General features: G+C 35.7%; 3 protein-coding genes and 1 pseudogene. All 4 read left to right on the plus strand.

Features of this window, described 5'->3' with window-relative positions; all coding sequences use genetic code 11:
• On the plus strand, nucleotides 1-1,949 hold a 1,949-nt coding region (locus HMPREF3031_RS10730), incomplete at its 5' end, for a Rib/alpha-like domain-containing protein (RefSeq protein ID WP_180364342.1).
• A 298-nt stretch (nucleotides 1,950-2,247) separates the two neighbouring features.
• Nucleotides 2,248-3,078, plus strand: a complete 831-nt coding sequence (locus HMPREF3031_RS10735) for an AraC family transcriptional regulator (RefSeq protein ID WP_023015618.1) — start codon at nucleotides 2,248-2,250, stop codon at nucleotides 3,076-3,078.
• Between the two features lie 195 nt (nucleotides 3,079-3,273).
• Nucleotides 3,274-3,373, plus strand: a pseudogene (locus HMPREF3031_RS13910) (YSIRK-type signal peptide-containing protein); the annotation flags it as partial.
• Between the two features lie 1,787 nt (nucleotides 3,374-5,160).
• Nucleotides 5,161-11,624, plus strand: a 6,464-nt coding sequence (locus HMPREF3031_RS10740) for a GA-like domain-containing protein (RefSeq protein WP_373880222.1), incomplete at its 3' end; no start/stop codon positions are given.

The raw sequence follows: 11,624 nt of genomic DNA on the forward strand, positions 1-11,624 counted from the left end.
TTACAGTGACATACCCAGATGGTTCGACTGACCACGTAACAGTTAAAGTAACGGTTAATCCACAACCAGAAAATGATAAATATGAACCAGTATCTAAAGATATTGAAAAACCATATAATCACCCAACAACTGTAAACGAAATCACAAACCAAGTAACTGTTCCAGGTTACCCTGATACTGAAAATCCATATAAAGTTACAGTGGATAATCCAACATTAATCCCAAGTGGTTCAATTTCAGGTGTGTATGATGTACCAGTAACAGTCACTTATCCAGACGGCACAAAAGATCACGTATCTGTGAAAGTGACAGTAGGTCCGAAAGCTTCAGATGTCTTTGAACCAGTTGCTGGAAAAGTTGAAAAACCATATGGTACACCAACTACAATTGAAGATGTTGTTTCTAAAGTAACTGTACCAGGCTATTCTAAAGTGGATAATCCTTATAAAGTTACTGTAGACAATCCATCTGTATTACCTAATGGAAACACACCAGGTGTATACGATGTTCCAGTTACAGTGACATACCCAGATGGTTCGACTGACCATATTATTGTGAAAGTAGTCGTTGGTCCAAAAGATTCAGATACGTATGAACCGACAACTCAACCAATTGAAAAACCGTATGGCAGTCATACAACGATTGATGAAATTGTAGGTAAAGTAACTGTTCCAGGTTACCCTGATACTGAAAAACCATATAAAGTTACAGTGGATAATCCAACATTAATCCCAAGTGGTTCAATTCCAGGTGTGTATGATGTCCCAGTAACAGTCACTTATCCAGATGGCACAACTGACCATATAAATGTCACAATCACTGTTCATCCGCAACCAGATGCTGATGTATACAATCCTGGATATAACGATGTCCAAGTGAACCCTGGAGAGTCTATTGAAATTCCTCAAGTCAAAGATGATGTTCCAACTGGCACACGCTTTGAAATTCCGAGTGAATCAGGAATAGATAAAGATTGGACAGTTACAGTAAATCCTGATACTGGTAAAATTACAGTTACAGTACCAGAAGATGCTGCTGAAGGAGATGTTGTTACAGTTATAGTTAAAGTGACATATCCAGATGGTTCAACAGAAAATGTTACTGTTGATGTCACAGTACATGATTCAATTGCACCAGAAGCACCAGTTGTGAACCCAATTGAAGCAGGAGACAGAACTGTCACAGGAACTGGCAAAGAACCAGGTTCAACTGTAACAGTGGCATTCCCAGACGGATCTACTGTAACAACTAAAGTAGATAAAGATGGTAATTGGAAAGTAGATGTTCCTGAAGCTGTAACATTGAAAGATGGAGACAATGTGAAAGCAGTAATTACTGATGAAGCAGGCAATGTTTCAAAAGAAACAGTAACACCAGTTAAAGATACAGTTGCACCAGAAGCACCAGTTGTTAATGTAATTCATGCTGGAGATAAAGTAGTCACAGGTACTGCTGAACCAGGTACAACAGTTACTGTAACGTTCCCTAATGGCACAGTAGTTACAGTCAAAGTTGGACAAGATGGCACATGGTCAGTGGATGTTCCTTCTAATGTAATGTTGAAAGATGGAGATAAAGTAACTGTAGTTGCTACTGATAAAGCAGGTAATATTTCTAAATCATCAACTGCAATCGTAGTAGGCGACAAAGAAGTTGTACCTGCTCCGAATAAAGAAAAAATTAATACACCAGAATCTGGTGGAACAAACACAATTGATACGAACACAACTGATGGAAACAATAAATCTTCTAAAGTTGGAGTATCAACAGTGAAAGATGAATCTTCAAATAAAACAGCTGACAAATCAAAAGCAAAATCAACTGCTAAAGCTTTACCAGATACAGGTAAAGACACTGTTAATAGCGGCGTATTATTTGGCGGATTATTCGCAGCCCTAGGTTCAATCTTGTTATTCAGAAGACGTCGTAATCACGATGACAATAAATAAAACTAAATCATAAGTAGTTTTTAGACCGTACACTTTATTGGGTACGGTCTTTTTTATGCATATAGGGAAATCCCCGATTTTGTAATTTAGTACAATTGAATTTAGAAAAAAGTATTCAACTTTTACGATTAATAAGCTATGATAAACAAAGTTAACTCTCATAAGAGCCCCTTTTTAATTCCTAACACAAACATTTTCTAGTTTGTTTTGACACTTTTAATTCACTTCTAACTATCACTTTTTAATTCATTTTTTAGACACCTTTTTCTTAATTTTATACTTGATAGGAGAATCAATGATGGACTATACCTACAATATTTTTACTTCGTCCGTATGTAATTTTGACTTAATGCACGACAACCAATATATTACTGTGTACTTTGTGATAAGTGGTTTGGCTAAAGTAACTATTGATGAGATCGAATTAGAATATGGAACTGGCGATATATTTGTCACAACCCCAGAAATGAAATACTCACAGATCCAAAGTATCGATGGCAGTATTGTTTGCCTCTCTATCAATAAAGTACACTTCAATAAATATTATTTAAGAAATGCGCGTAACATCACTAAAACAGACCAAACACAGCTTAGTATGAAAAAAGCGTTTATGAACTATATTCGTTTTATGTATGAAGAAGATTTATTTATGGCTGATATCAATATCATTAAACTCATTAATTATTTGCATATATACTACAGCGAAAGTGAAAGCTATGTTTTTAATTTCACTACAAATGAGAATGTGTTAAAAGCTGTTTCACACGTTAATCATAATTTTAAAGCACCATTAAAGTTAAGCGATGTCGCGCAAGTACTTTATGTAAACAGTAGTTTTCTTTCGAGAAAGTTCAAAGAGGAGATGCAGATAGGTTTTAATGAATATGTAAGACGACTCAAGCTTTATAAATTAGCTGAAGAATTACTCATCCGCGGTAATGAAAACGAGTTATGGAAAGAATATAATTTTGCGAGTTATCGTACATATTTAAAAAACTTTAAAAACCAATTTCACATGAGTCCCAAAGAATTTATCAACCAAGCTCAATATTATAAACGGGCAGAAAATATGATATCTGAATTGATTTATAGAGAAGCTTTGTCCTATTTAGAAACAGTAAACAACTAAAAATTTAAGGGATATTCATCGCTTGCACTTTTTTTACTTTTGACATGCACTTTTTTTACTATTCCTTTGATGTCTATTTATTTTCGAAAAAAATCAGTTAATATAAATTTTGTTCTCTTAAAAAGAGGATGTAAGCAAATGATTTTTAGAAAAGAACACTCAGCATATAGACACAGACACATCGGAGGAACAACAATGAAACAACCCAATCGTAGACTTGATTTTTTGCCTAATAAGCAAAACAAGTACTCTATCCGTAAATTCACGGTAGGAACCGCTTCTATCCTTGTAGGAGCAACACTCATGTTTGGCCTCAGTCATGACGCCCAAGCAGCAGAAGAACAAACATCTAGTACAGACACCACTCAAACTCAGTCTGAATCACCAAATCCTAACTCAGACACAACGTCTCAACCAACCCAAGAGACAAAAACAACAGCAGTCGTTACACCACCTGTAACAACAGAAGCTCCTGCCTCTGAAAATACTGCACCTCATAATCCAGAATTAAACCAAACAACATCAGAAGCACCGACAACTATAGAACAAGCACCACAACCAGAAGAAACAAATCCAACAGCAAAAGACACAACTCCAGAATCAACACCAACGATTGACCCAACATCAGAATCAACACCAACGATTCATACACGCGCAAAGCGTTCATTAGACACAGAACCACCAGTTGAACAAGTTGAAGCACCAGTCAATAATGAAACGTACAAGGGAAAAATCATTGATTATAATGGCAGTAATTTAGTGAAGAAAGTAGCGAATCCAGGACAAACAGTTGCACCAGATTATATTGATTTTTCACCTAAATTTAAAGATCATGACAGTAAATCTTATTCTTTCCTAACGAACAAAGAAACAATGACAAGTAAAAAAACTACAACTACAAATGGTGGTGGCATTCACGCCTACTTTGGTGATTACATTACGCTCGATGATAATCAACCAGAAGCCTATGTATATATCAATAATGTAGGTACAGCGAACGGTCATAAAGTAGATGCCTTGGTACATGTCAAAATGGATCCACCATCTAAAAAATTTCCAACTAATAAAAGATATTTCTTCACTTCAGGTCGAGACATGTTGTCTATGACTTCTCAAGATGGTGGTGGTGCAACAGCTAACATTAAATTCATGTCTAATATCGATAAGACAAAACTAGACGGTTTTTATAATAAGGTTACTAACGGTACGTCTATTACTTCTGTAATAGAAGAGCTAAAGACTCTCAATGATAAACTTCATCCTGTAAGCGGGTTATTAAATATTTATGATCTTGATGATTATGATCGAAATAAAGAAGTAGATGTTAGAAAGTCCGTCACTTTTAACCGAAATGAAATTAACGAACTGTATATTAGTAGTAACACTCTTTCAGAGGCTACAGCTAATTTAGAGTTAAAAGATAATAAAGTCATTATTTCGACAGGTGAACACCCAAGAGGGGCTGTTGAAGATTATCCAAATAGAGTAACTGCCACTTTCAAAGATAAGAGTGAATTGACTTATAGTATGACTGGAAGAAATGCATCAGGTACAGCGTTTCATGTAAAAGGTATCTTACTAGTACCAGTACAACCTTATACAGTTCAAGTCGTTAATCCAACTGGAAATGATGATGCGAAAGTAACAATCACCCAGTATATTCCAACAAGAGAAGTACATCAAACAGCGACTTTACCAAGCAAAATTGAAATGACAGCAGAGTTTCCACAAGACATCGTTGCAAATGTTCAACCTAATACAAATTACTTTGCTGCCACTCAAAATAATACAAACAAAGTGATACTAACTAACAGCAACAATGCTTTATCACAAGCAGCTTTCTATGATAAAACTTATACGCCTTCAATCACTTTGAAACATAACTTAACAACTGAAGATATCAGCACAAGTTCAGAAAAATGGACACGATTAAAAGAATATTACGATGGAAATGCATTAAACGTTCCAGTGAAGTGGTCATTTGATAATGGAACAAAGCACATTGAAAACCTAACAACAGATTATCAAACCGTTGCATTAAAACTCTCTGATGAACTTAAAAAAGAAATTGATAAGCAAATTATGGCAGAAGCAACCGCTTCGATTGAAGAAGCTAAAAAAGCGCATGCCCAAGCAAAAGCAACAGCTCAAACAATCGCTGCCGACCAACTTGTAAGCAAAAATGAAATGGACGGTTTGCAAAATGAAATTCAAACAGCAACATCTAGAAAAAATGAAGCGCAAATAAAAGTGAATCAATTGCCGGAACGTTTAAAAGCAACATTACAACAAGAACTAGATCAATTAACTGAGATTGAATTACCAAAAGTAAATGATGAAAATAACAATTCAATTTCTGATGATCAAGACAAGTTGATAGCAGAGGCTGAGCAATTGTTAAAAGAAGCACAAGAGGCTGAAAGCAAAGCGAAAGCAACATTAGAAACAGCAAATGAAAACAATGCGATTTCTCCAACCGAACATGATAATTTATCAGCACTTCAAAAAGAATTTGAAACTAAGAAAAAAGCAGCAGAAGCAAAGATAAAAGAAGTTAATGAGAAACATCAATCTCCATTAATTGAAAAATTGAATAAGCTTGTGGGTATTACAGTTCCTGTAGCAAACGACAAGAACAACAATGGTAAACCAGACGAACAAGATGAAAAGGAACAACTCATAGCAGCTTTAGATAATGTTGAAGACTTAGTGAAGAAAGCAGAAGTTGCAGACCAAACAGCACAATCACAATTACAAAACGCAAATGAAGACAGTCTAATTAAGCCGCAAGAGCATACAGAATTAACCGCTGCAAAAGAACTTGCAACATCAACAAAATCAACAGCAGAGGCAGCAGTTAAAACATTACCTCTGGAGCAACAACAATCATTCTTAGACAGATTGAATCTTTTAAAAGGGATTGTTGTACCAGAAGTTAATGATAAAAATGAGAATGATATTCCAGACACCCAAGATGAGTTAATCAAGTTGGCAGAAGCAGCGATTAAATCAGCAGAAGATGCTGAGAAAAAAGCAGTTTCCGAATTAGCAACAGCACAAGAAAACCAGGCTATCAATCAAGAAGAAAATGCGAAATTAACAGAACTTCAAAAAGACTTTGAAACTCAAAAACAAGCAGCAACAGAAAAAGCTAATGCAGTTGATAAGAAATATAACGATAAACTATTACAACAAATCAATGCGTTAAAAGGAATTGAAGTTCCGGTTGTTAACGATACTGATAATAATGGAAAACCGGATACTGCTGATCGTGCCGAAACAGACCAAAGCTTAGCAGAAGCGAAAGCGGCAATTGAGAAAGCAAAACTTGCTGATAAAGCAGCACAAGCTAAATTAGCTGAAGTAAACCAAGATGATGTTATTTCACTCAAAGAATTAGAAGGATTATATGTTGTAGAAAATCAGGCTGACGAAGCAAATTCAACTGCAAGAGATTTAGTAGAAGCACTTCCAGAAAACATGCAAGCTCCTTTATTAGACGAACTTGATGCATTGAACGGTATTGAAATTCCATCTATTAATGATACTGACAACAACAACATTCCAGACGAACAAGACGCATTAATCGCAGAAGCTAAAGATTTATTAGCCGCAGTTAAAGCAGCAGATCAAAAAGCAAACGAAGAATTAACTAAAGCTGAAGCTGATAAAGCCATCAATCAACAAGAGCACGACAACTTAGAAAACTTACAACAAGATTTTACAACGAAGAAACAAGCAGCTAGCGATAAAATCAACCAGATTGAAGAGAAATATCGTGGTGATTTGCCGACACAACTTGAAGCATTAAAAGGAATTACAGTTCCTGCTGTTAATGACACAAATAGTAATGGTAAAACAGATGATCAAGATGCAAAAGAACAACAAGATGCAGCATTGAAAAACGCAGAAGATTTAGTTAAGAAAGCAGAAACCGCAGACCAAGCAGCACAAACACAATTACAACAAGCCAATGCAGATAACTTAATTAAAGCTCAAGAACATCAAGATTTAACTGTCTCAAAAGAAAATGCAGATACAATAAAAACAACAGCAGATAAAGCAGTTAAAGCCTTACCATCAGAAGTACAAACACCATTATTAGAAAGATTGGCTAAGTTAAAAGGTATTACGGTACCAGGCATTAATGATAACAATGAAAACAACATCCCTGATGAACAAGATGCGTTGATTGAAGCGGCTAAACTTTCTATCAAAGCAGTTGAAGCAGCGGATAAATTAGCTAACGAAGAATTGGTTAAAGCTAATGATGACAAAGTTATTAATCAACAAGAACATGACAACTTAGATAAGTTACAACAAGATTTCACAACGAAGAAAAAAGCAGCTAACGATAAAATCAATGCGATTGATGTACAGTATCGTGGAGAATTACCAACACAACTAGCAGCGTTAAACGGTATTGTTGTACCAGAAGTAAATGATAAAGATAATAATGGTAAAACAGACGATGTTGATCAAGCTGAACTAGAAGCATTGCTTAAAGAAGCACAAGTATCTTTAGACAAAGCAAAAGCAGCAGATTTAGCAGCGAAACATAACTTAACAGACGCAACACAAGATAAGCTGATTAATCCGAAAGAACATCAAGATTTAACAGAAGCTCAGAAAACAGCTGTTTCAACAAAAGCAGAAGCAACAGAAAAAGTGAATGCATTACCTGAAGCATTACGTGCACCTTTAGAGCAAGAACTAGCAAAATTAGATGGTATTCGTGTTCCAGACATCAATGACGATAACAACAATATGATTCCAGATACTCAAGATGCTTTAGTTAAAGCAGCAGAGGCAGCAATTGAAAAAGCAAAAGCAGCTGATGCTTTAGTAAAATCTGAATTAACAAAAGTAAACGAGAACCAAGCTATTTCACCAGAAGAACACCAGACACTACAAAACTTACAACATGATTTTGAACAAAAGAAAGCAACAGCACAACAAGCATTAGACGCAGTTGAATCAACATATCAAGGTGTATTGCCTGGGAAATTAAAAGGATTAACAGGTATTGATGTACCAGAAGTGAATGATGCTAATAGTAATGATGTAGCTGATGATAAAGAGGCTGAACTCAGAAAACTTGTACAAAAAGTTGTAGAAACAGATAAAGCAGCAAAAGCAGCGATTTTAGCGATACAAGATGATGGATTAGTTAATCCAGACGAAATCGAATCATTAAGACCTTTCAAACTTGCTGCATATGAATCTAAAATGAATGCCTTTACCGATGTTCATAATCTCTCAGATGGAACGCCTTTAAAAGCGGAGTTGCTAAGCGTTTTAAGACAATACCCTGATTTAATTGTTCCACCAGTAAATGACAACAATGCAAATGATATTCCAGATTCAGAAGATTTATTAATACGCTTTGCCGGAGATGCATTGAAAGACGCCAAAGCTGCAGATCAAGCAGTAAAAGAAATGTTAGCACAAGCACTAAATCCAAATGAATTAATTGATGAAACAGAACATCAAGCATTAGTAGCAGCACAAGCTAACTTTGAACAAAAGAAAGCATTAGCAAATGAAAAAATTAATGCGATTCAAGAAGCATACCGCAAAGACCTGCCACAACAACTTGCGGCATTAACAGGTATTACTGTACCAGAAGTGAATGACGAGGATAAAAACGGGATTCGTGATGACGTAGATCAAGCCATTCATAAAGCGAAAGAAGCGGTAGAAGCAGCAAAAGCAGCTTATAACAATGCATTGACGCAAATGGATGATATTCAAAAAGATAATATCATTACACCAGAAGAAAGCGCAGATTTAGCCAAAGCAATTTCATTAGCAGAGGACAAAAAAGCAGCAGCACAAACGTTAGTAGACGCATTATTATCAGAACCTGTTAAACAAACGTTACAACTAGAACTCGATGCATTAACACCAATTGGACCACCACAAGTCAACGATGAAAATCATAATGGTGTGCCAGATAAAGAAGATAGCTTATTTGATGAGGCAGCCAAAGCTTATGAAGCAGCTAAAAATGCAGAAGCAGTAGCACAAACAGCATTAGAAGAAGTTCAAGCAGATGGTATGGTAAACCCTGATGAACAAGCACAATTAAAAGTGTTACAAGAAGAATTTAAACAAAAGAAAGCATTAGCTGAAGAAAAGCTTGAAGCAGTTGAGAGTAAATACAGACAAGATTTGCCTAAAAAAGTACAAGCGATAACAGGAATTTCAATTCCATCTGTGAATGATAAAAATCAAAATGGTATTCGTGATGATATTGATACATTAATAGACAAGGCACAACAATTAATCAATGCGACTAAAGATATGGCGCAAGCAGCACAAGCTAAAGCAGATGAGGAATTAGTAGACGGTTTAATCAATCCTAGTGAATTAGAAGTTCTAAGCGGTGCTAAAAATTTAGTAGAAGCTAATAAAGCTGCGGCGCAAGCAGCAATTGATGCTTTACCAGCAGCATATCAAAAAGACTTGCAGTTACAATTAGATGCGATTAATGAAATTACTTTACCAACTGTCAATGATCAAGATAATAACCACATTGATGATCATACAGATGCATTGAAAGCAGCTGTTCAAGACTTAGTTGATGAAGCAAAACGTGCACATGAAACAGCACAACAACAACTAGAGTCAATTCAACAAGATCAATTAGTCACACCAAAAGAACAGTCAGAATTAATTAACCAAGTCAACTATGCGAAGACAGCGAAACACTATGCTCAAAAAGCAGTGGATATGATTGATGAAAACTTAAGACCGGAATTCCAACCACAATTAGATGCGTTAAAAGCAATCGATATCCCAGAAGTGAATGATAAAAATGTAAATGGTATTGATGATAACCAAGATCAATTGATGAGTGATGCATTACAAGCAATTAAGGCAGCAGAAGCAGCAGAAAAAGTTGCGAAAGCAGGATTAGAAACAGCTCAGGACAATGGTGTTATCAACGACGATGAACATGATATGTTATCAAATCTTCAAAAAGCATCCTTAGCACAGAAAAATATTGCTGAAGCTAAAATTGCTTTAGTTGATGATGCATTAAAAGGTGAACTTCTAAAAATGCTTGATGCTTTAACAGGTATTGCAGTACCAGAAGTTAATGACCACGACCATAATGATGTAGATGATACGTTAGATCAAACACTTCAAGATTTAATAAATGCAGTAAAAGCTGCACATGAAACAGCACAAGATGATTTAACAAAAGCGAATGCAAATCACTTAATTACACCACAAGAAAAAGACACATTGATTGAATCACAAAATCATGCATCAAAACTAAAAGAACAAGCAACTGAGACGATTCAACAAAGTAAGATTCCAGCAGCAGTTAAAGATGAATTAGTGAATGCTTTAGCGCAAATGCAAGCTATCTCAATTCCAGACATCAATGACCAAAATGCTAATGGCATTGCAGATGATATTGATACATTGCTAGAACAAGCAGAAGCACGTGTGGCACAAGCTGAAAAAATGAATCAAGAGATACAATCTGAACTTGATACAGCAAATGAAAATGGCTTGATTACACCACAAGAACATCAAAACTTATCACAACATCAAGCATTGTTTGAAGGTGCTAAAGATTCAGCACAACAAATTGTGAAGCAATTACCAGCAGCTTATCAATCACCATTTGAAGTACGTTTAAAACAACTTCAAGGCATCACAGTTCCAAACATCAATGATCAAAATGCCAATAATATTTCAGATGCAGATGATGCTGCATTAGCTGAAGCAACAGAGTTTGTCAGAGTGGCACAAGCAATGGATGCTAAACTACAGGAAAAACTAGCAACGAATACAGCAGATGGTTTAGTTACACCAAGCGAATATAAACAATTAGCTCAATTACAAGCAATTTACGAAGATGTGAAAGCACAAGCAAAAGAAAAGGTAAATCAATTACCATTAACATTGCAAGGTAATCTTCCAAAAGATTTAGCGTTGCTCAAAGGTATTACATTACCGCAGATTAATGATCAAAATGAAAATGGTATTGATGATAATGTAGATGTATTAATCAATGAAGCGAGAGATGCGGTGAAAGTAGCACAGTCAGCTGATGAGCATGCTCAAATATTATTTGATTCTACAGTCTCTGACAATTTAGTTACACCACAAGAACAAACATTATTGAAATCAACACAAGAAGAAGTACAAACATTAAAAGCAACAGCAGAGAGAAAAGTTGAGGCATTACCAAGCGAATTAAAAGGCAATTTAACAGCGTTATTAGCACAATTACAAGGTATCGACATCCCAGAAATCAATGACGCTAATGCGAATGGCACGAACGACATTCAAGATCAATGGTTAAATGATGCCGAAGCCGCTGTGAAAGCAGCAGAACTTGCGGATAAAGCATCCCAATCAGCATGGAACATGGCAGTTTCCGACAACTTAATCACACCACAAGAACAAACATTACTAAAATCAGCACAAGAAGAAGCACAAACATTAAAAACATCAGCAGAGACAAAAGTAAACGCACTGCCAAGTGAATTAAAAGGCAATTTACCAGCGTTATTAGCACAACT

The sequence above is a fragment of the Staphylococcus sp. HMSC072B07 genome (genome assembly GCF_001815505.1).
Taxonomy (GTDB): Bacteria; Bacillota; Bacilli; order Staphylococcales; family Staphylococcaceae; genus Staphylococcus; species Staphylococcus simulans.